The sequence below is a fragment of the Pseudomonas sp. RA_105y_Pfl2_P56 genome (genome assembly GCF_963970845.1).
GTDB classification, from domain to species: Bacteria; Pseudomonadota; Gammaproteobacteria; order Pseudomonadales; family Pseudomonadaceae; genus Aquipseudomonas; species Aquipseudomonas baetica_A.
In genome coordinates, this window is sequence record NZ_CAXAPL010000054.1 from 1 (window position 1) to 21,864 (window position 21,864).

Sequence of the window (21,864 nt, forward strand, 5' to 3'; positions counted from 1 at the left end):
AGCAGCATCTTAAGTAATGCGGCTCTGCGTTCAGGTGAATAGTACGGCACGACCAGTCTCTTTCCGCCCCCGATATGCTTTTTTTGGAAAAACCGGAGAGGCGACAACTATCCTGACACCGGGGGGTTGAGCAACAGATCAAAAGATCGCAGCCTTCGGCAGCTCCTACATGGGGACTGGGTGTGTTCAGTGAAAATTCGGTGGCTGGTAAGCCGTCTTCGCCAGCAAGCTCGCCCCCACAGCTGGATTGGGCGCGATTAGTCAGAGATGGTCGGCTCGCAGGCCGCCATCGCTGGCAAGCCAGCGCCCACAAAAAACCAACAGCAAACAGCGCCCGCTTTTCACTGCTCAACAGGATGAGCGTTAGCTCGGCTGCAGTTTTTGATCTGCAAGGCGACGTCGGAAGGCTGAGTGGAGGGATTGATCCGGGGGTGGGAGCGCAGCGACCGTTTGGCGAAGCCAAACACAGCGAGAGGAGGTGCAGCGAAGCAAACCGTAGGCGCTGCGCCCGGATCGATCCCGGAGCGAAGGAACCCCGAGCCCCAGCGAGCGGGCCGAACGTAGGAGCAAGCGTTTTTTGCTTACTTTTTTTGGCGTTTGAAAAAAAGTGAGTCGCCGTAAGGGCGAAACCGTAATAAGCCATCACCGCAGCAACGGATATTCACCCAAAACCCAAAAACCCCACCCCCCCCAAAAACAAAAAAGGCGCCCGAAGGCGCCTTCCCAATCAACACCAAGCCGTCAGGCCATCTCAGCCGTGGTTTCGAAGTCAAACGTCATTTCACCGTCCTTGATGTCGATGTGAACCACACCGCCATGCTCGGCCAGCTCGCCAAACAGAATCTCCTCCGCCAGCGGACGCTTGATCTTGTCCTGGATCAGACGCGCCATCGGACGAGCGCCCATGGCAGAGTCGTAACCACCCGCCGCCAGCCAACTGCGCGCCGCATCGGTAACTTCCAGCAGCACACGCTTGTCTTCCAACTGCGCCTGAAGCTCGGTAAGGAACTTGTCCACCACACTTTTGATGACCTCATGACTGAGGCGACCAAACTGGATAATGGTGTCCAGACGGTTGCGGAATTCCGGCGTGAAGCTCTTCTTGATCACTTCCATCGCATCGGACGAGTGGTCCTGATGGGTGAAACCAATCGAAGCACGAGCTGCCGTTTCGGCACCAGCGTTGGTGGTCATGATCACGATCACGTTGCGGAAGTCCGCTTTGCGCCCGTTGTTGTCAGTGAGCGTACCGTGGTCCATCACCTGCAGCAGCAGGTTGAAGACTTCCGGGTGCGCCTTCTCGATTTCATCGAGCAGCAATACGCAGTGCGGCTGCTTGGTGATCGCCTCGGTCAACAGACCGCCCTGATCGAAGCCGACATAACCTGGAGGGGCACCGATCAGACGCGATACGGTGTGACGCTCCATGTATTCGGACATGTCGAAGCGAACCAGTTCGATCCCCAACGCCTTGGCCAGTTGCCGCGCGGCTTCGGTTTTACCGACACCGGTAGGCCCTGCGAAAAGGAACGACCCCACCGGTTTATCAGGCGACTTGAGGCCGGCACGGGACAGCTTGATCGCAGTGGACAGCGAGTCGATCGCCGCATCCTGACCAAACACCGTCAGCTTGAGGTCACGCTCCAGGTTACGCAGCAGTTCCTTATCGGAACTGGTGACGTGCTTCGGCGGAATACGCGCGATTTTCGCCACGATATCTTCAACCTGCGGCACTTCGATACGCTTGACGCGCTTCTCGACCGGTTGCAAACGCTGGTAGGCACCCGCCTCATCGATCACGTCGATGGCCTTGTCCGGCATGTGTCGATCATTGATGTAACGCGACGCCAGTTCAGCGGCGGCACGCAACGACTCATCGCTGTACTCGATGTTGTGGTGCGCCTCGAAACGACCCTTCAGGCCGCGCAGGATACCGATGGTGTCTTCCACCGACGGCTCGACGACATCGACCTTCTGGAAGCGCCGCGCCAAAGCACGATCCTTCTCGAAGATGCCGCGAAACTCCTGAAACGTGGTCGAGCCGATGCAGCGAATATCGCCAGACGACAGCAGTGGCTTGAGCAGATTCGAAGCGTCCATGACACCACCGGACGCAGCGCCAGCACCAATGATGGTGTGAATCTCGTCGATGAACAGGATCGCCTGAGGACGCTTTTTCAGCTCATTGAGCAACGCCTTGAAGCGCTTCTCGAAATCACCGCGATATTTGGTGCCCGCGAGCAGAGCACCGAGATCGAGCGAGTAAACAACGCTGCTGGCCAACAGATCAGGGACCTGGTTGTCGACAATGCGTTTGGCCAGGCCTTCGGCAATCGCGGTTTTACCCACGCCAGCCTCGCCGACCAACAGCGGATTATTTTTGCGCCGCCGCGCCAGGATCTGCGCGACACGCTCGACTTCCGACTCACGGCCGACCAGCGGATCAATCCGCCCCTGACGCGCGAGTTCGTTGAGGTTGCTGGCATAAGCATCCAGAGGATTGCCTGAAGAAGAAGACTCACCGCCCTCGTCGTCCTGCATGTCTTGCTCACCTTCAGAGTGATCGCCATGCCCCGGCACTTTGGAAATGCCGTGAGCGATGTAGTTGACGACATCGATGCGCGCAACGCTCTGCTGTTTCAGCAGAAACACGGCCTGACTCTCTTGCTCACTGAAGATTGCAACCAGCACATTGGCGCCAGTCACTTCGCGTTTGCCCGAGCTCTGTACGTGAAAAACAGCACGCTGCAGTACACGCTGGAAGCCCAGGGTTGGCTGGGTTTCGCGATCTTCGTCATGAACGGGGATCAATGGCGTGGTGGAGTCGATGAACTCCTGCAGGTCATGCTTGAGTTTGTCGAGGTTTGCGCCGCAGGCACGCAAAACGGTGGCGGCAGCCTCATTGTCCAATAAGGCCAACAGGAGGTGTTCGACGGTCATGAACTCATGACGCTTCGAACGAGCCTCCTTGAAGGCAAGATTGAGGGTGACTTCGAGCTCGCGGTTTAACATAGCTTCACCTCATACCCAAGTGGTCGGCGATTAACCGTCCTTCTCGATTTCACAGAGTAGCGGATGCTGGCTTTCCCTGGCGTACTGGTTGACCTGCATGGCCTTTGTCTCGGCGATGTCGCGGGTAAACACTCCACATACTGCCCGCCCTTCTGTGTGGACGGCCAGCATGACCTTGGTCGCCAGCTCGCGATTCAGGTTAAAAAACACCTCGAGCACTTCGACGACGAAATCCATCGGTGTGTAGTCATCGTTGAACAAAACCACCTTGTACATCGGCGGCGCCTGTAACGCAGGCTTTGCTTCCTGAACAGCAACGCCTGCCGAATCGTCGTCGTGCTCCTCTGGAAGATCCTTTTGGAGAAGCGGGCGATCCTGATTGAATGTTAGTCGAATCTGGCTGATTGCATGCATGGAAAGAAAGGTTCGTCAGTTGTGCAAATACAGTGGTGGGGGCGGCTGTACACGTTTTCAACTCCGACTGCCCGGTCACCTTGACTATCGGGAAAACGGTGTTACAACCAATAGAGCCCACAGTGGGTAAAAAAGATCCGCGGAGTCAATCCTTTTAACGGATTAGATTGCGGATGTCCTGGATGATACTCCAGCGTTGGAGTCTGTTGCAGAGGGATTTGAGCATGGCTGTCGGCAAGGTGAAATGGTTCAACAATGCCAAGGGGTTCGGGTTCATCAATACCGACGCCCGTGAAGGTCTAGACGAGGCTGGCAAAGATATTGATTTCTTTGCGCACTACTCCGCCATTGAAATGGACGGGTATAAAACCCTCAAGGCTGGGCAGGCCGTAAGCTTCGTGATCGCTCAGGGGCCCAAAGGCCTGCACGCGGTCAATATTACAGCGGTCGTAGCCACAGAAGAAAAAGAAACAGTCCCGGACACCTTTCGAGAACAAAAAGTTACCAGCTGACGCGTCAAAACCTTCAGCCATAAAAAACCGCCCCTCTATTATCCGAGAGGGGCGGTTTTTTGCATGCTTGCAGTTCTTACATATGCGAGATCAGCGCATCACCGAAGCCCGAAGACGACACCAGTTTGGCCCCATCCATCAGACGCTCGAAGTCATAAGTCACGGTCTTGGCACTGATGGCGCCGTTGGTGCCCTTGATGATCAGATCCGCCGCTTCGGTCCAGCCCATGTGACGCAGCATCATTTCCGCCGAAAGAATCAGAGAACCCGGGTTGACCTGATCCTTGCCGGCGTACTTCGGCGCAGTACCGTGGGTGGCTTCGAACATCGCTACGGTGTCGGACAGGTTAGCGCCCGGCGCGATACCGATACCGCCCACTTCCGCCGCCAGAGCGTCGGAGAGGTAGTCGCCATTGAGGTTTAGGGTGGCGATCACATCGTATTCGGCCGGGCGCAGCAGGATCTGCTGGAGCATGGCGTCGGCGATGGCATCCTTGACGATGACGTTCTTGCCGGTTTTCGGGTTCTTGAACTGCATCCACGGACCGCCGTCGAGCAGGGTCGCGCCGAACTCTTCGGCGGCCACTTCGTAGGCCCATTCCTTGAAGGCACCTTCGGTGAACTTCATGATGTTGCCTTTGTGCACGATAGTCAGCGAATCGCGGTCGTTATCGACCACATACTGCAGCGCCTTGCGCGCCAGGCGCTTGGTGCCCTCGAGGGAAACCGGCTTGACGCCGATACCGCAGTTTTCGTCGAAACGGATCTTGGTGACGCCCATTTCTTCTTTAAGGAATTTGATGACCTTGGTGGCTTCCGGCGAACCGGCCTTCCACTCGATGCCAGCGTAGATATCCTCGGAGTTCTCGCGAAAGATAGTCATGTCGACGTCGCCAGGCTTTTTCACCGGGCTTGGCACACCTTCGAACCAGCGCACCGGACGCAGGCAGACGTACAAATCGAGTTGCTGACGCAGAGCCACGTTCAGCGAGCGGATGCCGCCACCGACCGGGGTGGTCAGCGGGCCTTTGATGGAAACCACGTAATCCTTGACTGCGTCGAGCGTTTCCTGAGGCAGCCAGGTGTCCTGATCGTAAACCTGAGTGGCTTTTTCCCCGGCGAAGACTTCCATCCAGGAAATCTTGCGTTTGCCGCCGTATGCCTTTTGAACTGCAGCATCGACAACCTTGATCATCACCGGACTGATGTCAACACCAATGCCGTCACCTTCGATGAAGGGGATGATCGGGTTATCTGGAACATTGAGAGAATGGTCTGCATTGACGGTGATTTTGTCGCCGACGGCTGGAACCTGAATCTTCTTGTAACCCATGCTGAACTCCATTGTTTGGATTGAACATCTGGCTTGGTTCGAGCGTAACCCAGTTAAATCAACACGCAAACCCTCTGTTCAAGACGCAGGCACATCTCGTTTCGTACAACCCTGAAAGCAAAGGGAAAAGCGCCAAACTCAAGCATTGCGCAAGACTCTACGCCCCACCCCGCCCTGCGACCTTTAGACCAATGGACGAGAATCGTTGCATATGAACCATCGGCAGATTGCCAGCTACCTATGTATAATGCCGCCCGCTGACCAAAGGGTCACGACGGCTGGCCTCTCTAGCACGAGACTTTCCGCCTGTTTGGTTGAACTGTTACCGCAGTCCGACTGCTTGACGCTCAACGATGCACCCAACATCACCGCGAAGAATCTCGACATTCGGTTCATGGATGACTTTGAACGAACGCGCTTACCCGGCGCCCCTCGAGTTTCTGCGCACGCTTTAGCAAAGAAGAGAGAGTTAATCCGAATATGCCCACCCGCTCGAAGATCATCTATACCTTCACCGACGAAGCTCCAGCCCTCGCCACCTATTCCCTGCTGCCGATCATCGAGGCTTACACCGCCTCGGCCGATATCGCCGTGGAAACCCGCGATATCTCTCTTGCAGCACGCATTCTGGCCAGCTTCCCCGAGCAACTGGGCGACAAAGCCGTAGCCGATCACCTCGCCGAACTGGGCGACCTGGCCGTTACGCCTGAAGCCAATATCATCAAGCTGCCGAACATCAGCGCTTCGGTTCCACAACTGCAAGCCGCGATCAAAGAGCTGCAAGCTCAGGGTTACAACCTGCCGGACTACCCGGAAACCGTAACCAGCGATGCCGACAAAGACGCCAAGGCGCGTTACGACAAAGTCAAAGGCAGCGCCGTGAACCCGGTTCTGCGTGAAGGCAACTCCGACCGCCGCGCTCCGCTGTCGGTCAAGAACTACGCTCGCAAGCACCCGCACAAAATGGGCGCATGGGCCAAAGACTCCAAGTCCCACGTTGCTCACATGAGCACCGGCGATTTCTACGGCAGCGAAAAAGCCGCCCTGATCGACGCCGCTGACGCTGTGAAAATCGAGCTGATCGCCAAAGACGGCACCACGACCGTCCTGAAAGAAAAAACCACCGTTCAGGCTGGCGAGATCCTCGACTGCGCCGTGTTGAGCAAAAACGCCCTGCGCGCGTTCATCGCCGCAGAAATCGAAAGCGCCAAGGCACAAGGCGTGCTGCTGTCGGTTCACCTCAAAGCGACCATGATGAAGGTCTCCGACCCGATCATGTTCGGCCAGATCGTTGCCGAGTTCTATAAAGACGCGCTGACCAAGCACGCTGACGTGCTGGCCCAGATCGGCTTCAACCTGAACAACGGCATCGGCGATCTGTACGCTCGTATCAAGGCCCTGCCTAGCGATCAGCAAGCGCAGATCGAAGCCGACATGGCAGCGGTCTACGCCGCTCGTCCATCGCTGGCGATGGTCAACTCCGACAAAGGCATCACCAACCTGCACGTGCCGAGCGACGTTATCGTCGACGCCTCGATGCCAGCGATGATCCGTGACTCCGGCAAGATGTGGGGCACCGACGGCCAGTTGCACGACACCAAGGCTGTGATCCCGGATCGCTGCTACGCGACCATCTACCAGGCTGTGATCGAAGACTGCAAAGCCAATGGCGCCTTCGACCCGACCACCATGGGCAGCGTGCCAAACGTCGGCCTGATGGCGAAGAAAGCCGAAGAGTACGGCTCGCATGACAAGACCTTCCAGATCAAGGCTGACGGCGTGGTTCGCGTGACCGACAGCAAAGGCACCCTGCTGATGGAACAGGCTGTTGAAGCTGGCGACATCTTCCGCATGTGCCAGACCAAAGACGCGCCGATCCAGGACTGGGTCAAACTGGCCGTCAACCGCGCTCGCGCCAGCAGCACTCCAGCCATTTTCTGGCTCGATCCGATGCGCGCTCACGACGGCGTAGTGATCGAGAAAGTTCAGGCTTACCTGAAGGATCACGACACTGCCGGTCTGGACATCCAGATCATGGCGCCGGTCGACGCGATGAAGTACACCCTGCAGCGCACCCGCGAAGGCAAGGACACCATTTCGGTGACCGGCAACGTACTGCGCGACTACCTGACCGATCTGTTCCCGATCATGGAACTGGGCACCAGTGCCAAGATGCTGTCGATCGTGCCGCTGATGAACGGCGGTGGCCTGTTCGAAACCGGCGCCGGCGGTTCGGCACCGAAGCACGTGCAGCAACTGGTTGAAGAGAACTTCCTGCGCTGGGATTCGCTGGGCGAATTCCTGGCTCTGGCGGCATCCCTCGAGCATTTGGGTGTGAACTACAACAACCCGAAAGCGCTGGTTCTGTCCAAGACTCTGGATCAGGCCACTGGCCAGTTCCTCGACAACAACAAGTCGCCATCGCGCAAAGTCGGCAACATCGACAACCGCGGCAGCCACTTCTATCTGGCGATGTACTGGGCTCAGGCCCTGGCTGCCCAGACCGAAGACGCTGCACTGCAAGCGCAGTTCGCGCCCCTGGCTAAAACCCTGACCGAGAACGAAGCAACCATCGTTGCCGAGCTCAACGCCGTGCAGGGCAAGCCAGTGGACATCGGCGGTTACTACCACGCCAATGCCGAGCTGATCAGCAAGGCCATGCGCCCAAGCGCAACCTTCAACGCGGCGGTTGCTGCGCTGGTTTAAGGTTGTAATGCTGTAAAGAAGCCCCGGCCCAGTGCCGGGGTTTCTTTTTGTGGCGCTGGCCCATTTATCCTTGAGACACGACCCCATGTGGGAGCGGGCTTGCTCGCGAATGCATTGGATCAGTCAATAAAGATGTTGAATGACAAACCGTATTTGCGAGCAAGCCTGCTCCCACAGGGGATCAGGTTTCAACCAATAGATTGAGGAAGATTTATGGAATGGCTCCCCCACATCACCGTCGCCACCATCGTCGAGGACAACGGCCGCTTCCTGATGGTCGAAGAGCACAAGGCCGGGCGCAACGTACTCAATCAGCCTGCCGGCCATCTCGACCCGAACGAAACCCTGATCGAAGCTGCCATTCGCGAAACCCTTGAGGAAACTGGCTGGGACGTCGAACCCACCGGCGTCATCGGCATTTACCTGTACACCGCACCGAGCAACGGTGTCACCTACCAACGCGTGTGCTTCAGCGCCAAAGCCGTGAAGCACCACCCGGATTGCCCGCTCGACGACGGCATCGTCGGCGCCAAGTGGCTGACCCGCGACGAATTAATCGCCCAGCGCGATAACTGGCGCAGCGAGCTGATCATCCGCTGCATCGATGATTATCTGGCCGGCCATCACTTCGGCCTCGAACTGATCCGCCCTTCTCTTTAGCCTTGAGGCCGTGAGCCTGATAGAATCGCGTCCTTTTTCAAGACACTCATTGAATCCCTATGCGTGATCCAGCCCCTTCTGACACATCCAAGAAGCGCGTCATTGTCGGCATGTCCGGCGGCGTGGACTCTTCCGTTTCCGCTCTCCTGCTGATCGAGCAGGGCTTTGAAGTGGAAGGCCTGTTCATGAAGAACTGGGAAGAAGACGACGGAACGGAATATTGCACCGCCATGGACGACCTGGCGGACGCTCAGGCCGTGTGCGACAAGATCGGCATCAAACTGCACACTGCCAACTTCGCCGCCGAGTACTGGGACAACGTGTTCGAGCACTTCCTGGCCGAATACAAGGCCGGTCGCACGCCGAACCCGGACATCCTGTGCAACCGCGAGATCAAGTTCAAGGCGTTCCTGGACTACGCCATGATGCTCGGCGCCGACCTGATTGCCACCGGCCACTACGTGCGCCGCCGTGACATCGATGGCCGCACCGAACTGCTCAAGGGCCTCGATCCGAACAAGGATCAAAGCTACTTCCTGCACGCCGTCGGCGGCGAACAGATCGCCAAGACCCTGTTCCCGGTCGGCGAGCTGGAAAAACCGGCAGTCCGCGCCATTGCCGAAAAATACGAGCTGGCGACCGCCAAGAAGAAGGATTCCACCGGGATCTGCTTCATCGGCGAGCGTCGTTTCAGCGACTTTCTCAAGCAATACCTGCCGGCACAACCGGGCGAGATCAAAACCACCGAAGGCGAAGTCATCGGCCGTCACCACGGCTTGATGTACCACACCATCGGCCAGCGCCAGGGCCTGGGCATTGGCGGTTTGAAAGATGCGGGCGATGAGCCGTGGTACGTGCTGCGCAAGGATCTGGACAACAACGAGCTGATCGTCGGCCAAGGCAACAACCACCCATGGCTGTTCTCCAGCGCCCTGCACGCCTCGGAAATCTATTGGGTCAACCCGATCGATCTGAGCCAGCCGCTGCGCCTGACCGCCAAAGTGCGTTACCGCCAAAGCGACCAGGCCTGCACCCTGGAAAAAACCGCCAGCGGTTACCGCGCGGTGTTCGACGAGCCGCAACGCGCGGTGACGCCAGGCCAGTCCGTGGTGTTCTATGACGGTGAAATCTGCCTCGGCGGCGGCGTGATCGAAGTCGCCGAGCCGTGGAGCGGCCAGGCATGAACCCGACTCAGGAGCAACTGACGGCGCTGGGCGGCGTGTTTCTCGCAGCCGTGCTGGTCGACCGGATCGCCAAGACCGGCCAGACCAACGAGGCCGGCCTGAGCTGCATGCTCGGCAGCCTGCTGGTGCGCGACCCGAAAGACACGCTGGACGTGTACGGCGGCGACGATATCAATCTGCGTGAAGGCTACCGCGCACTGATCGGCGCGCTTGAACGCGACCCGAGCACCTTGCAGCGCGAGCCATTGCGCTATGCCCTGTCGATGCTCGGTCTTGAGCGGCAACTGGCCAAGCGTGACGACATGCTCGACACCATCGGCAAGCGCCTGCCGCAGATCCAGTCGCAAGTTGAGCACTTCGGCCCGGCCCACGAAAACGTGGTTGCCGCGTGCGGCGCGCTGTACCAAGACACCCTGAGCACCCTGCGCCAGCGGATTCAGGTGCATGGCGACATGCGCAACCTGCAACAGCCGAGCAATGCCTCGAAAATCCGCGCCCTGCTCTTGGCCGGTATCCGTTCAGCACGCCTGTGGCGCCAGCTCGGCGGGCATCGCTGGCAGTTGGTGATCAGCCGGCGCAAGCTGCTCAAAGAGCTGTATCCGTTGATGCGCAGCGAGTAAATCGTCGCGCAATAAAAGCTTTGTAGTCTGTAACGCGTAATACGCCGGTCGGTTGGCGACGGACCGGCGGATTTTTTCATGTATGATACGCGCCCCATTTCGTTGCCCGACTGTCCGAGAACACCCCATGCAGCTCTCTTCGCTCACTGCGGTTTCCCCTGTAGACGGCCGCTACGCCGGCAAAACCCAGGCCCTGCGCCCGATTTTCAGCGAGTACGGCCTGATCCGTGCCCGCGTCCTGGTTGAAGTACGCTGGCTCCAGCGCCTGGCCGCCCACGCCGGCATCCCGGAAGTGCCAGCCTTCTCCACCGAGGCCAACGCCGTTCTCAATGAACTGGCTGAAAACTTCTCGCTGGAGCACGCCGAACGCGTCAAAGAGATCGAGCGCACCACCAACCACGACGTCAAGGCGATCGAATACCTGCTCAAGGAGCAGGCGGCCAAGTTGCCGGAGCTGGCCAAAGTCAGCGAGTTCATCCACTTTGCCTGCACCAGCGAAGACATCAACAACCTGTCCCACGCGCTGATGCTGCGCGAAGGCCGTGACGACGTGATGCTGCCGCTGATGCGCCAAACCGCCAACGCCATCCGCGAACTGGCCATCCGTTTCGCTGACGTGCCGATGCTGTCGCGTACCCACGGTCAACCGGCTTCGCCGACCACGCTGGGTAAAGAACTGGCAAACGTGGTTTACCGTCTCGAGCGTCAGATCACTCAAGTCGCTGCGGTGCCACTGCTGGGCAAGATCAACGGCGCTGTCGGCAACTACAACGCCCACCTGTCGGCCTACCCGCAGATCGACTGGGAAGCCAACGCCCGCGCCTTCATCGAAGACGAGCTGGGCCTGGGTTTCAACCCGTACACCACGCAGATCGAACCGCACGACTACATCGCCGAGCTGTTCGACGCCATTGCGCGCTTCAACACCATCCTGATCGACTTCGACCGTGACATCTGGGGCTACATTTCCCTGGGTTATTTCAAACAGCGCACCATCGCTGGCGAAATCGGTTCGTCGACCATGCCGCACAAGGTCAACCCGATCGACTTCGAAAACTCCGAAGGCAATCTGGGTATCGCCAACGCACTGTTCCAGCACTTGGCGAGCAAACTGCCAATCTCTCGCTGGCAGCGCGACCTGACCGACTCCACCGTACTGCGCAATCTCGGCGTCGGCTTCGCTCACAGCGTGATCGCTTACGAAGCCAGCCTCAAAGGCATCAGCAAGCTTGAGCTCAACGAGCAGAAGATTGCTGCCGACCTCGACGCTTGCTGGGAAGTATTGGCTGAGCCGATCCAGACCGTGATGCGCCGCTACAACATCGAAAACCCGTACGAAAAGCTGAAAGAACTGACCCGCGGCAAGGGCATCAGCCCTGAAGCACTGCAGACTTTCATCGACGGTCTGGACATGCCAGCCGAAGCGAAAGCCGAGCTCAAGCAACTGACCCCGGCCAACTACATCGGTAACGCTGTAGCGCAAGCCAAACGCATCTGATCGACCGCTTGACCCGTTTGAGACGCCCGGCCGCGCCGGGCGTTTTTATTCCCGTCTGAAAAGTGCTTTTTTTCAATAGGTTACATATGAATTCCGATATTCCTCTTCAACTTCTGGGCGGCCTCACGGCGCGCGAATTCCTGCGCGACTACTGGCAGAAAAAGCCACTGCTGATCCGTCAGGCGATTCCTGATTTCGAAAGCCCGATCGACGCCGACGAACTGGCCGGCCTGGCCCTGGAAGAAGAAGTCGAGTCGCGCCTGGTGATCGAGCACGGCGAGCGCCCATGGGAACTGCGTCGCGGCCCGTTCGCTGAAGACGAATTCAGCAAGCTGCCGGAAAAAGAGTGGACCCTGCTGGTCCAAGCGGTCGACCAGTTCGTGCCAGAAGTCAGCGAACTGTTGGAAAACTTTCGCTTCCTGCCGAGCTGGCGCGTCGACGACGTGATGATCAGCTTCGCCGCGCCGGGTGGCAGCGTCGGTCCGCACTTCGATAACTACGACGTGTTCCTGCTGCAGGGTCACGGCAAGCGCAACTGGAAAATCGGCCAGATGTGCGACTCCGAGAGCCCGCTGCTGCAACACGCGGATCTGCGCATCCTCGCCGAATTCCACGAAACCGAAGAGTGGGTTCTGGAACCGGGCGACATGCTCTACCTGCCGCCGCGCCTGGCCCACTGCGGCGTGGCCGTGGATAACTGCATGACCTACTCGGTCGGCTTCCGCGCCCCAAGCGCCTCTGAAGTACTGACCCACTTCACCGACTTCCTCAGCCAGTTCCTGACTGACGAAGAGCGCTACACCGATGCCGACGCGCAGCCGGCCAGCGACCCGCACCAGATTCAACACGACGCACTGGATCGCCTGAAAGCCCTGCTCGCCGAACACATGAGCGACGAACGCCTGTTGCTGACCTGGTTCGGCCAGTACATGACCGAGCCACGCTACCCGGAACTGGTGGCCGGCCCGGAAGATGTCGAAGAAGAAGACTTCCTCAGCGCTCTGCAAGATGGCGCCGTGCTGGTCCGCAACCCAAGCGCGCGTCTGGCCTGGTCGGAAGTCGATGACGATCTGCTGCTGTTCGCCAGTGGCCAGAGCCGTTATCTGCCAGGCAAGCTGCGCGAACTGCTGAAACTGATCTGCGCCGCCGACGCCTTGCACACCGACAACCTCGGCGAGTGGCTGAGCGATGAAGACGGTCGCGGCCTGCTGTGTGAACTGGTCAAGCAAGGCAGCCTGGGGTTTGCCGATGAATAAAATTCGCGTACGTGTCGCAGACTGGCAGAAGGACATCGCCGAGATCCGGCGCATTCGTGAAACGGTGTTTATCGCCGAACAATCGGTACCACCTGAACTTGAGTGGGACGCGGATGACGCGACCGCCGTGCATTTTCTGGCATTCGAAGGCGACTTTCCGATCGGCACTGCGCGCCTGCTGCCCGACGGGCACATTGGTCGCGTGTCGGTACTCAAAGACTGGCGTGGCATGAAGGTCGGTGACGCCCTGATGCAAGCGGTCATCGCTGAAGCTGAAGAGCGCGGTCTGAAGCAGCAGATGCTCAGCGCACAGGTGCAGGCCACGGCGTTCTACGAGCGCCTTGGCTTCAACCTGGTCAGCGAGGAGTTCCTGGAAGCAGGGATTCCGCATGTCGATATGGTTCGCCACTCGGCGTGATACCGCAGCGCGGCTTTCGCGAGCAAGCCGCCCCACCGGGAATCTCCAGCGAACACAGCTTTTGTGCCCAGCAGAGATCGACTGTGTGCCGGCTTGCTCGTGAAGAGGCCCTTGAGCGCATCTCAAAACGCCCCGCCATCCACCGATGACGGGGCGTTTTGCTGTCTACGATTCAACTTGCCCCACCCCAGGCCGACAAACTGGCAATATCAAGCCTTTCAAAAGCGGAGATAACGGACATGTCCCTACGCACCCTGCTCACCACCCTGCTGCTCGGTTGCAGCTTATCGGTGATGGCGGCCACTGAAATCGTGCCCCTCAAGTACCGCACCAGCGCCGACATGCTGCCGATGGCGCAAGACTTCATGAGCAAAGACGGTCAGGTCAGCGCCTATGGCAATCAACTGATCATCAAGGCCGAGCCGGACAAGATCCAGGAACTCAAGGCACTGATCACCCAACTCGATACCGCCCCCAAACGCCTGCTGATCACTGTCGATACCAACGAAAACAACCAGCAGAACACCGGCGACCAACAGACCCGGATCATCAACTACAGCACCGCCAGCCGTGATGGCGGCATTCAGCAGATTCAGGCCAGCGAAGGTGCACCGGCACTGATCCAGGTCGGCCAGAGCGTGCCGATCACCAGCAGCCAGAGCAACTCGTACGGCGACTACAGCAGCCAGACGCAATATCGCAACGTCACACAGGGCTTTTATGTCACCGCCAGCGTCACCGGCGACATCGTTCATCTGTCAATCAGCACCAATCGTGACCGCATGAGCCAGGAACGTCCCGATGTAGTGAACGTACAAAGTACCGACACAACGGTCAGCGGTCGCCTTGGCGAATGGATCACCCTCGCCGGGATAAACCGTGAAACCCAGTCCGACAAACAGAGCCAGAGCCGCAGCTACGCGACTCAAGGCCGGGATGACATGACTTTACGGGTGAAAGTCGACGCTTTGGACTAAAGCACCGAAAATTGACTGATTAGTCGTATTAGACGAAAGATGTAGTGCTTTAAAAAAAGCACTACAAAACGTTTGACGAGGCAAAAAAGCGAAGGCATGATGGCCTCGCTCCCGCTAATCAGAGGCCCTGGCAAGGGCCTTCGAAACGATGTTCGCACCCACCCCGCGAACCGCTTCGTGTCTGTACCGCCCACAAGGTGTGTTTGACGAGGTTGCCGACTGGAACGAAGTTGTCCCGAGGGACGGAAGCGTAATTGGGTAACCCGGCATCACACTGCAGTTCGTATAAAGGCCCACGACGCCCGAATGCGCCCGCCAGTTGCGCCTTTACCTGCTCACTTCCCCTCGAGCCCATCGTTCATCCCGTCGCCTACCCCGCCGAATCCGACTTGAGCACCTAAGCTTCTGGTCAGCGAGCGCAGGAATTTTCCACCGCAGAACAACTTTTCATAAAGACGCGACGAGGTTTATCTCCATGGCACTGACACGCGAACAGCAAATTGCAGCCCTTGAAAAAGACTGGGCTGAAAACCCGCGCTGGAAAGGCGTGACACGCACTTACTCCGCTGCTGACGTCGTCCGTCTGCGTGGCTCGGTTCAACCTGAGCACACCTTTGCGAAAATGGGCGCCGAGAAGCTGTGGAACCTGGTCACCCAGGGTGCCAAGCCGTCCTTCCGCCCAGAGAAAGACTTCGTCAACTGCATGGGCGCCCTGACCGGCGGCCAGGCTGTTCAGCAGGTCAAAGCCGGCATCCAGGCGATCTACCTGTCGGGCTGGCAGGTGGCTGCGGACAACAACTCCGCCGAATCGATGTACCCGGATCAGTCGCTGTACCCGGTGGACTCGGTGCCAACCGTGGTCAAGCGCATCAACAACTCGTTCCGACGTGCTGACCAGATCCAGTGGAAAGCCGGCAAGAACCCGGGCGACGATGGCTACATCGACTACTTCGCGCCAATCGTGGCGGACGCTGAAGCCGGTTTCGGCGGCGTTCTGAACGCATACGAGCTGATGAAGAGCATGATCGAAGCAGGCGCCGCCGGCGTTCACTTCGAAGACCAACTGGCTTCCGTGAAAAAATGCGGTCACATGGGCGGCAAAGTACTGGTTCCTACCCAGGAAGCCGTGCAGAAGCTGACCGCTGCGCGTCTGGCTGCCGACGTTGCCGGTACGCCGACCATCATTCTGGCCCGTACCGACGCTAACGCTGCTGACCTGCTGACCTCCGATTGCGACCCGTATGACCAGCCGTTCGTGACTGGCGAGCGCACTCAGGAAGGCTTCTACAAGGTCCGTGCCGGTCTGGACCAGGCAATTGCCCGCGGCCTGGCTTACGCGCCGTACGCCGACCTGATCTGGTGCGAAACCGCCAAGCCGGATCTGGAAGAAGCCCGTCGTTTCGCTGAAGCGATCAAAAAGGAATACCCGGACCAACTGCTGTCGTACAACTGCTCGCCTTCCTTCAACTGGAAGAAAAACCTGGACGACGCGACCATCGCCAAGTTCCAGCGCGAACTGTCCGCCATGGGCTACAAGCACCAGTTCATCACCCTGGCCGGCATTCACAACATGTGGCACAGCATGTTCAACCTGGCGCACGACTACGCCCGCAACGACATGACTGCCTACGTGAAGCTGCAAGAGCAGGAATTCGCTGATGCTGCCAAGGGTTACACCTTCGTCGCCCACCAACAAGAAGTGGGCACCGGCTACTTCGACGACATGACCACCGTGATTCAGGGTGGCTCGTCTTCGGTAACCGCGCTGACCGGTTCGACCGAAGAAGAGCAGTTCCACTGATCTGCTTCACCTGAGCAAACGGCCGTTGCGGGCCGGATAGAAAGCTAACCGTAACGCCGCACATCTGACGCCCCGACTGGTTTGGGGCGTTTTTTTGCCCGCAAACATCTCAAAGGCTCCCACAGGTTTTGTGTAGGATCTTTCTGAAAAAACATTGATCCAGAGCGCTATGGACGTCAGAAAAATCGTTTAAAACGGGCGATACCGCTACTTGCAGTAACGGACATATAAGACAACTTCCTGATTACTGCCCCGCTAAACAGTTTAAAAATCACTCCAAACGATATCAATTATCATTTAGCAGTAACTATGTTCGTTACATTTCCTACAAAACATAATTCGCAGAAACCCGGCTAATGCCCGCTATGCTTGGGCTACGGGGCATTCGAGGTGCGCTATGTCCTTATTCCAATAAATAATTTCGCTATAGGAATTTTACTTGCAGGGTGTTTAGCCATAAAATCAGCGCGATTGATTGCTGCGACATATCGTCACTGCTTTATTTCTTTATCAAGCTCAGAGACCTTTGCTCTCTGTTAAGGATTACCAGCATGCCCGAAGCGACAGGACTCATGGCCCACAACTGGGGCTTTGCCATTTTCCTTCTGGGTGTAGTCGGCCTGTGTGCCTTCATGCTCGGTGTCTCCAGCCTCCTCGGGTCAAAAGCCTGGGGCCGCAGCAAAAATGAACCGTTCGAGTCCGGCATGCTACCTACCGGTGGCGCCCGCTTGCGGCTCTCAGCCAAATTCTATCTGGTCGCGATGCTGTTCGTGATCTTCGATATCGAAGCCCTCTTTCTCTTTGCATGGTCTGTGTCCGTCCGCGAAAGCGGCTGGACCGGATTCGTCGAAGCTCTCGTTTTCATAGCAATTCTGTTGGCAGGTCTTGTCTACCTGTTCCGAGTGGGCGCCCTTGACTGGGCTCCGGAAGCTCGTCGCAAGAGGCAAGCGAAGCTGAAACAATGAGGCTTTGGCAATGCAATACAATCTCACCAGGATCGACCCCGATGCTCCTAACGAGCAGTATCCGATTGGCGAACGGGAAACCGTTTCCGATCCGTTAGAGGATCAAGTTCACAAAAACATTTTCATGGGCAAGCTGGAAGACGTGCTGAGTGGCGCGGTCAACTGGGGACGCAAGAACTCCCTGTGGCCGTACAACTTTGGCTTGTCGTGCTGCTACGTGGAAATGACCACCGCCTTCACGGCGCCCCACGACATCGCGCGCTTTGGCGCCGAAGTGATTCGGGCATCGCCGCGTCAAGCCGACTTCATGGTTATCGCCGGAACCTGCTTCATCAAGATGGCGCCGATCATCCAGCGTCTCTACGAGCAGATGCTCGAGCCGAAGTGGGTGATTTCCATGGGTTCGTGCGCCAACTCCGGCGGCATGTACGACATCTACTCTGTGGTTCAAGGGGTGGACAAGTTCCTGCCCGTGGACGTCTACGTACCTGGCTGCCCTCCTCGTCCGGAAGCATTTCTGCAAGGCTTGATGCTCTTGCAGGAATCGATTGGCAAGGAGCGTCGTCCGCTTTCCTGGGTCGTTGGCGATCAAGGCGTATATCGCGCCGACATGCCTTCGCAGAAGGATGCGCGCCGCGAACAGCGAATCGCAGTCACCAACCTGCGCAGCCCTGACGAAGTCTGATCCAGATCTGTTCTGACAAAGAAACGAGAAGCTGGCTTCATTCTTTACGTTGACCGAAAGCGAAAAAATAACCATGACTACAGGCAGCGCTCTGTACATCCCGCCTTACAAGGCAGACGACCAGGATGTGGTCGTTGAATTGAACAACCGTTTTGGCGCCGAAGCGTTCACCGCTCAGTCGACCCGCACCGGTATGCCGGTGCTGTGGGTGGCGCGCGCCAAACTCGTCGAAGTCCTGACTTTCCTGCGCAACCTGCCCAAGCCGTACGTCATGCTCTATGACCTGCACGGCGTGGACGAGCGTCTGCGCACCAAGCGTCAAGGGCTGCCTTCGGACGCCGAATTCACCGTGTTCTATCACCTCATGTCGCTTGAGCGTAATAGTGACGTGATGATCAAGGTCGCCTTGTCCGAAAGCGACCTGAGCTTGCCGACCGTCACCAGCATCTGGCCAAACGCCAACTGGTACGAGCGCGAAGTCTGGGACATGTACGGCATCGACTTCAAAGGCCACCCGCACCTGTCGCGCATCATGATGCCGCCGACCTGGGAAGGTCACCCGCTGCGCAAGGACTTCCCGGCGCGCGCCACCGAATTCGATCCGTACAGCCTGAACCTGGCCAAACAACAGCTTGAGGAAGAAGCCGCGCGCTTCCGCCCTGAAGACTGGGGCATGAAGCGTTCCGGGCCGAACGAGGACTACATGTTCCTCAACCTGGGGCCGAACCACCCTTCGGCTCACGGTGCGTTCCGCATCATCCTGCAACTGGACGGTGAAGAGATCGTCGACTGCGTGCCGGACATCGGTTACCACCACCGTGGCGCCGAGAAGATGGCCGAGCGTCAGTCCTGGCACAGCTTCATTCCTTACACCGACCGTATCGACTACCTCGGCGGTGTGATGAACAACCTGCCGTACGTGCTCTCGGTCGAGAAGCTGGCCGGCATCAAGGTGCCAGAGAAGGTCGACGTCATCCGCATCATGATGGCCGAGTTCTTCCGGATCACCAGCCACCTGCTGTTCCTGGGTACTTACATCCAGGACGTTGGTGCGATGACCCCGGTGTTCTTCACCTTCACCGACCGCCAGAAGGCTTACACGGTGATTGAAGCCATTACCGGTTTCCGTCTGCACCCGGCCTGGTACCGCATCGGCGGCGTCGCACACGACCTGCCACGCGGCTGGGAAAAACTGGTGAAAGATTTCGTTGAATGGCTGCCAAAACGCCTCGACGAATACACCAAGGCGGCACTGCAGAACAGCATCCTCAAAGGTCGTACCATCGGCGTTGCCCAGTACAACACCAAAGAAGCCCTGGAATGGGGCGTCACCGGTGCGGGCCTGCGTTCGACCGGTTGCGACTTCGACCTGCGTAAAGCGCGTCCATACTCCGGCTACGAAAACTTCGAGTTCGAAGTGCCGCTGGCGGCCAATGGCGATGCCTATGATCGCTGCATGGTCCGCGTCGAAGAGATGCGCCAAAGCATCAAGATCATCGACCAGTGCATGCGCAACATGCCGGAAGGCCCGTACAAGGCGGATCACCCGCTGACCACGCCGCCGCCCAAAGAACGCACGCTGCAGCACATCGAAACCCTGATCACGCACTTCCTGCAAGTTTCGTGGGGCCCGGTCATGCCGGCCAACGAATCCTTCCAGATGATCGAAGCGACCAAGGGCATCAACAGTTATTACCTGACGAGCGACGGCGGCACCATGAGCTACCGTACCCGGATCCGCACTCCAAGCTTCCCGCATCTGCAACAGATCCCTTCGGTGATCAAAGGCAGCATGGTCGCGGACATGATTGCGTACCTGGGTAGTATCGACTTCGTTATGGCCGACGTGGACCGCTAAGCATGAACAGCACGCTTATCCAGACAGACCGTTTCACCCTCAGTGAAACCGAGCGCTCGGCCATCGAGCACGAGCTGCATCACTACGAAGACCCGCGCGCGGCGTCGATCGAAGCCTTGAAGATCGTTCAGAAAGAACGCGGCTGGGTGCCAGATGGCGCCTTGTACGCGATCGGCGAGATCCTCGGCATTCCGGCCAGCGACGTTGAAGGTGTGGCGACGTTCTACAGCCAGATTTTCCGTCAGCCGGTCGGCCGTCACATCATTCGCGTCTGCGACAGCATGGTCTGCTACATCGGCGGCCACGAGTCGGTGGTCAGCGAAATCCAGAACAATCTGGGCATCGGCCTGGGTCAGACCACCACCGACGGTCGTTTCACCCTGCTGCCTGTCTGCTGCCTCGGCAACTGCGACAAGGCACCGGCGCTGATGATCGACGACGACACCTTTGGTGATGTGCAGCCTGCTGGCGTTGCCAAACTGCTCGAGGGCTACGTATGACCCTGACATCTTTCGGCCCGGCCAACCGCATCAAGCGTTCGGCCGAGACTCACCCGCTGACCTGGCGTCTGCGTGACGACGGCGAAGCCGTATGGCTCGACGAATACCAGGCCAAGAACGGTTACGCCGCTGCGCGCAAAGCCTTCGCCGACATGGCTCAGGACGACATCGTCCAGACCGTGAAAGACGCAGGCCTCAAAGGTCGCGGCGGTGCAGGCTTCCCCACTGGCGTGAAGTGGGGCCTGATGCCCAAAGACGAATCCATCAACATCCGCTACCTGCTGTGCAACGCGGATGAAATGGAGCCGAATACCTGGAAGGACCGCATGCTGATGGAGCAACTGCCCCATCTGCTGATCGAAGGCATGCTGATCAGTGCTCGCGCACTGAAAACCTACCGTGGCTACATCTTCCTGCGTGGCGAATACACCACCGCCGCCAAGCACCTCAACCGTGCCGTGGAAGAAGCCAAGGCAGCAGGCCTGCTGGGCAAGAACATTCTGGGCAGCGGTTTTGATTTCGAACTGTTCGTCCACACCGGCGCCGGGCGTTACATCTGCGGTGAAGAAACCGCACTGATCAACTCCCTCGAAGGCCGCCGTGCCAACCCGCGCTCCAAGCCGCCCTTCCCTGCCGCCGTGGGCGTGTGGGGCAAGCCGACGTGCGTGAACAACGTTGAAACCCTGTGCAACGTGCCGGCGATCATTGCCGACGGCGTTGACTGGTACAAATCGTTGGCCCGCGAAGGCAGCGAAGACATGGGCACCAAGCTCATGGGCTTCTCCGGCAAGGTGAAGAATCCTGGCCTGTGGGAACTGCCGTTCGGCGTGACCGGTCGCGAGCTGTTCGAAGACTACGCCGGCGGCATGCGCGACGGCTTCAAGCTCAAGGCCTGGCAGCCAGGTGGCGCCGGTACCGGTTTCCTCCTGCCTGAACACCTCGACGCCCAAATGTACGCCGGCGGCATCGCCAAAGTGGGCACCCGTATGGGTACCGGCCTGGCCATGGCGGTGGACGACAGCGTCAACATGGTCTCGCTGCTGCGCAACATGGAGCAGTTCTTCGCTCGCGAGTCGTGCGGTTTCTGCACCCCGTGCCGCGATGGCTTGCCATGGAGCGTCAAGCTCTTGATGGCCATCGAAGAAGGCCGCGGTCAGCCAGGCGACATCGAGACCCTGCTGGGGCTGGTCAACTTCCTCGGCCCGGGCAAGACCTTCTGTGCTCACGCACCGGGTGCCGTGGAGCCGTTGGGCAGTGCCATCAAATACTTCCGTCCAGAGTTCGAAGCCGGTATCGCGCCAGTCAGCGCCGCCGTCCCGCCTCTGGCAAGGCCGATCGTAATCGGCGCGTAAACGCTTAAAAAGGCGAAGGGTCCGTGCCCTTCGCCTTTCGTCCGATGACGCCTTTCGGGGCTGACTGGATTCGGACGGATAACAAGATTCCATTAGCCACGCCCGCTGACACC

18 protein-coding genes are annotated in these 21,864 nt (G+C 58.5%); 15 read left to right on the forward strand and 3 right to left on the reverse strand.

All coding sequences use genetic code 11. The features are described from left to right. Positions 1-741: 741 nt before the first annotated feature. A complete protein-coding gene (gene clpA, locus AACY11_RS25610) occupies positions 742-3,012 on the reverse strand; it encodes an ATP-dependent Clp protease ATP-binding subunit ClpA (RefSeq protein ID WP_339434112.1) in 2,271 nt (756 codons plus the stop codon). 30 nt (positions 3,013-3,042) lie between these two features. Continuing rightward, positions 3,043-3,426 carry an ATP-dependent Clp protease adapter ClpS gene (gene clpS / locus AACY11_RS25615; protein ID WP_016987405.1) on the reverse strand — a complete coding sequence of 128 codons (384 nt, stop codon included), beginning with the start codon at positions 3,424-3,426 and terminating at the stop codon, positions 3,043-3,045. 224 nt (positions 3,427-3,650) lie between these two features. On the opposite strand from clpS, the gene AACY11_RS25620 reads away from it, so the two are divergent. After that, the gene (locus AACY11_RS25620; protein WP_339434113.1) at positions 3,651-3,938 is read left to right on the forward strand and encodes a cold shock domain-containing protein; all 288 of its coding nucleotides are present in this window, start codon (positions 3,651-3,653) and stop codon (positions 3,936-3,938) included. A gap of 76 nt (positions 3,939-4,014) precedes the next feature. Here AACY11_RS25620 and icd read toward each other — a convergent pair whose 3' ends face one another. Further along, positions 4,015-5,271: an NADP-dependent isocitrate dehydrogenase gene (gene icd / locus AACY11_RS25625; RefSeq protein ID WP_221730380.1), complete on the reverse strand. Its 1,257-nt coding sequence runs from the start codon at positions 5,269-5,271 to the stop codon at positions 4,015-4,017. 480 nt (positions 5,272-5,751) lie between these two features. On the opposite strand from icd, the gene AACY11_RS25630 reads away from it, so the two are divergent. The 14 genes from AACY11_RS25630 to nuoF all read left to right on the forward strand — a co-directional run bounded on the left by AACY11_RS25630 (position 5,752) and on the right by nuoF (position 21,751). Beyond that, entirely contained in the window at positions 5,752-7,977 is a 2,226-nt protein-coding gene (locus tag AACY11_RS25630; RefSeq protein WP_339434114.1) for an NADP-dependent isocitrate dehydrogenase, read from the forward strand. 213 nt (positions 7,978-8,190) lie between these two features. Further along, positions 8,191-8,637, forward strand: a complete 447-nt coding sequence (locus AACY11_RS25635; protein WP_339496007.1) for an NUDIX hydrolase — start codon at positions 8,191-8,193, stop codon at positions 8,635-8,637. Between the two features lie 59 nt (positions 8,638-8,696). Beyond that, positions 8,697-9,821 carry a tRNA 2-thiouridine(34) synthase MnmA gene (gene mnmA / locus AACY11_RS25640; protein ID WP_339464580.1) on the forward strand — a complete coding sequence of 375 codons (1,125 nt, stop codon included), beginning with the start codon at positions 8,697-8,699 and terminating at the stop codon, positions 9,819-9,821. Then, positions 9,818-10,441 carry a high frequency lysogenization protein HflD gene (gene hflD, locus AACY11_RS25645; RefSeq protein ID WP_221730384.1) on the forward strand — a complete coding sequence of 208 codons (624 nt, stop codon included), beginning with the start codon at positions 9,818-9,820 and terminating at the stop codon, positions 10,439-10,441. Before mnmA ends, hflD begins: the two co-directional genes overlap by 4 nt. 127 nt (positions 10,442-10,568) lie before the next feature. Next, complete coding sequence (purB, locus tag AACY11_RS25650; RefSeq protein ID WP_339434117.1) at positions 10,569-11,939, forward strand: adenylosuccinate lyase; 1,371 nt, start codon at positions 10,569-10,571, stop codon at positions 11,937-11,939. An 86-nt stretch (positions 11,940-12,025) separates the two neighbouring features. Beyond that, on the forward strand, positions 12,026-13,195 hold the full coding sequence (locus AACY11_RS25655) for a ribosomal protein uL16 3-hydroxylase (RefSeq protein ID WP_339434118.1): 1,170 nt from the start codon (positions 12,026-12,028) through the stop codon (positions 13,193-13,195). Beyond that, on the forward strand, positions 13,188-13,613 hold the full coding sequence (locus tag AACY11_RS25660) for a GNAT family N-acetyltransferase (RefSeq protein WP_007920197.1): 426 nt from the start codon (positions 13,188-13,190) through the stop codon (positions 13,611-13,613). Before AACY11_RS25655 ends, AACY11_RS25660 begins: the two co-directional genes overlap by 8 nt. Positions 13,614-13,852: 239 nt before the next feature. Next, positions 13,853-14,590, forward strand: coding sequence for a secretin N-terminal domain-containing protein (locus AACY11_RS25665; RefSeq protein WP_339434119.1), 738 nt, complete (start codon positions 13,853-13,855; stop codon positions 14,588-14,590). 475 nt (positions 14,591-15,065) lie between these two features. Then, positions 15,066-16,391 carry an isocitrate lyase gene (aceA, locus tag AACY11_RS25670; RefSeq protein WP_016775277.1) on the forward strand — a complete coding sequence of 442 codons (1,326 nt, stop codon included), beginning with the start codon at positions 15,066-15,068 and terminating at the stop codon, positions 16,389-16,391. Between the two features lie 551 nt (positions 16,392-16,942). After that, entirely contained in the window at positions 16,943-17,356 is a 414-nt protein-coding gene (locus AACY11_RS25675; RefSeq protein ID WP_003223812.1) for an NADH-quinone oxidoreductase subunit A, read from the forward strand. A 10-nt stretch (positions 17,357-17,366) separates the two neighbouring features. Then, positions 17,367-18,041: a NuoB/complex I 20 kDa subunit family protein gene (locus AACY11_RS25680; RefSeq protein WP_221730388.1), complete on the forward strand. Its 675-nt coding sequence runs from the start codon at positions 17,367-17,369 to the stop codon at positions 18,039-18,041. Positions 18,042-18,114: 73 nt separating this feature from the next. After that, positions 18,115-19,899, forward strand: a complete 1,785-nt coding sequence (nuoC, locus tag AACY11_RS25685; RefSeq protein WP_339434120.1) for an NADH-quinone oxidoreductase subunit C/D — start codon at positions 18,115-18,117, stop codon at positions 19,897-19,899. Between the two features lie 2 nt (positions 19,900-19,901). Beyond that, the gene (gene nuoE / locus AACY11_RS25690) at positions 19,902-20,399 is read left to right on the forward strand and encodes an NADH-quinone oxidoreductase subunit NuoE (protein ID WP_007920186.1); all 498 of its coding nucleotides are present in this window, start codon (positions 19,902-19,904) and stop codon (positions 20,397-20,399) included. Continuing rightward, entirely contained in the window at positions 20,396-21,751 is a 1,356-nt protein-coding gene (nuoF, locus tag AACY11_RS25695) for an NADH-quinone oxidoreductase subunit NuoF (RefSeq protein WP_339496008.1), read from the forward strand. The genes nuoE and nuoF overlap by 4 nt, the downstream gene beginning before the upstream one ends. The last annotated feature ends 113 nt before the right edge of the window (positions 21,752-21,864 follow it).

What these genes read in the sequence shown, in the direction of transcription:
- clpA (WP_339434112.1), bottom strand. Translation starts at nt 3,012, where the DNA reads ATGTTAAACCGCGAGCTCGAAGTCACCCTCAATCTTGCCTTCAAGGAG.
- clpS (WP_016987405.1), bottom strand. Translation starts at nt 3,426, where the DNA reads ATGCATGCAATCAGCCAGATTCGACTAACATTCAATCAGGATCGCCCG.
- AACY11_RS25620 (WP_339434113.1), top strand. Translation starts at nt 3,651, where the DNA reads ATGGCTGTCGGCAAGGTGAAATGGTTCAACAATGCCAAGGGGTTCGGG.
- icd (WP_221730380.1), bottom strand. Translation starts at nt 5,271, where the DNA reads ATGGGTTACAAGAAGATTCAGGTTCCAGCCGTCGGCGACAAAATCACC.
- AACY11_RS25630 (WP_339434114.1), top strand. Translation starts at nt 5,752, where the DNA reads ATGCCCACCCGCTCGAAGATCATCTATACCTTCACCGACGAAGCTCCA.
- AACY11_RS25635 (WP_339496007.1), top strand. Translation starts at nt 8,191, where the DNA reads ATGGAATGGCTCCCCCACATCACCGTCGCCACCATCGTCGAGGACAAC.
- mnmA (WP_339464580.1), top strand. Translation starts at nt 8,697, where the DNA reads ATGCGTGATCCAGCCCCTTCTGACACATCCAAGAAGCGCGTCATTGTC.
- hflD (WP_221730384.1), top strand. Translation starts at nt 9,818, where the DNA reads ATGAACCCGACTCAGGAGCAACTGACGGCGCTGGGCGGCGTGTTTCTC.
- purB (WP_339434117.1), top strand. Translation starts at nt 10,569, where the DNA reads ATGCAGCTCTCTTCGCTCACTGCGGTTTCCCCTGTAGACGGCCGCTAC.
- AACY11_RS25655 (WP_339434118.1), top strand. Translation starts at nt 12,026, where the DNA reads ATGAATTCCGATATTCCTCTTCAACTTCTGGGCGGCCTCACGGCGCGC.
- AACY11_RS25660 (WP_007920197.1), top strand. Translation starts at nt 13,188, where the DNA reads ATGAATAAAATTCGCGTACGTGTCGCAGACTGGCAGAAGGACATCGCC.
- AACY11_RS25665 (WP_339434119.1), top strand. Translation starts at nt 13,853, where the DNA reads ATGTCCCTACGCACCCTGCTCACCACCCTGCTGCTCGGTTGCAGCTTA.
- aceA (WP_016775277.1), top strand. Translation starts at nt 15,066, where the DNA reads ATGGCACTGACACGCGAACAGCAAATTGCAGCCCTTGAAAAAGACTGG.
- AACY11_RS25675 (WP_003223812.1), top strand. Translation starts at nt 16,943, where the DNA reads ATGCCCGAAGCGACAGGACTCATGGCCCACAACTGGGGCTTTGCCATT.
- AACY11_RS25680 (WP_221730388.1), top strand. Translation starts at nt 17,367, where the DNA reads ATGCAATACAATCTCACCAGGATCGACCCCGATGCTCCTAACGAGCAG.
- nuoC (WP_339434120.1), top strand. Translation starts at nt 18,115, where the DNA reads ATGACTACAGGCAGCGCTCTGTACATCCCGCCTTACAAGGCAGACGAC.
- nuoE (WP_007920186.1), top strand. Translation starts at nt 19,902, where the DNA reads ATGAACAGCACGCTTATCCAGACAGACCGTTTCACCCTCAGTGAAACC.
- nuoF (WP_339496008.1), top strand. Translation starts at nt 20,396, where the DNA reads ATGACCCTGACATCTTTCGGCCCGGCCAACCGCATCAAGCGTTCGGCC.